Below are 1,207 nucleotides of genomic sequence, written 5' to 3'. Positions count from 1 at the left end.
ACGTGGATGTCGCCCTTGTGGGTGACGGTAACCTGATCGCTCAGGTTCGCATCGCCGCCGCCGCCGCCGATCGCGACGCCAGCCGCACCGAATATACCAACCGCGACCGCACCGGCGCTGCCGCCATTGCCGCCGCCGCCGCCGACCGATTGCGCCAGGATGCCGTGCGCGAGCGCGCCTTTGGTGGTTATGTTTGCGGTGTTTTTGACCTCGACCTGGCCCCCTGCCCCGCCAGCGCCGCCCTGGCCACCGACAGCGACGGCCGCAAAGGCACCACCGGCGCCCGCCAAGCCTCCATCACCACCTGAACCACCGACCGACTGCGCGAAGATGCCGATCGAGAGGTCCCTGTCAGTGGTGATCCGAGCCGTATTTTCGACATAGACTTTCTGGCTGCCACCACCGGAACTGCCATTGCCGCCCAGCGAGAAGGAAGGTCCGCCGACCGTCACCGCAAAGCCGCCGGAGCCGCCGCCGCCGCCGACCGACTGCGCCATGATGCCGTGCGACTGAATACCTTCGGTCTGGACGACGGCGCCGTTGATGACATCAACGGTCTTGCCGCCGCCACCGCCGGCGCCCTTACCACCGATCCCGATGCCGAGGCCCAGGTTCAGTCCTGCGGAACCGCCGCCCGTGCCGCCGCCACCGCCGATGGATTGCGCGACAATACCCGTCGAGCGATCGCCGATCGTATGGATCAAGCCGCCACCAATTGTGGCCCTGACCGTCTCGGCCTCGCCGGCCGCTCCGCCTTTGCCGCCGATGCCGATGGTCGCAGCGATAGCGCCATTGAAGGAAAAGCCGCCATTGCCGCCGCCGCCGCCGATCGATTGAACGATCAGGCCAGCGGAGTCGGCGCCGTGGGTTGTGATATTCGTGGTGGTGGAGTTGTAGACGACCTTGCCCGCGGCGCCGCCGCCGGCGCCACTGCCGCCGATGCCGACGGTCAAGCCAAGGCCGACACCGATGACGCCGCCGCCATTGCCGCCGCCGCCGCCGATCGATTGCACGATGATACCGGCCGACCTTTCCTTGAAGGTCTCGACCGAACCATTATAGGTCGCATCGACCGCCTTGCCCGCGCCTGCCGCGCCGCCGCCACCACCGATGCCCAGATTGGCGATCGCGCCAAACGTGCCGACGAAGCCGCCATTGCCGCCACCGCCGCCGACCGACTGTACGACGAGGCCGATCGAGTCGGTGC

1 pseudogene is annotated in these 1,207 nt (G+C 68.1%); it reads right to left on the bottom strand.

Annotated features, from left to right (window positions below):
• Positions 1–1,207: pseudogene (locus tag EN964_RS35145) on the bottom strand (autotransporter outer membrane beta-barrel domain-containing protein); the annotation flags it as partial.

The organism is Mesorhizobium sp. M7A.F.Ca.CA.001.10.2.1 (assembly GCF_003998575.1).
Lineage (GTDB): Bacteria > Pseudomonadota > Alphaproteobacteria > Rhizobiales > Rhizobiaceae > Mesorhizobium.
The sequence above is the reverse complement of the archived record's forward strand: the minus strand, read 5'-3'. Positions and strand labels throughout refer to the sequence as shown.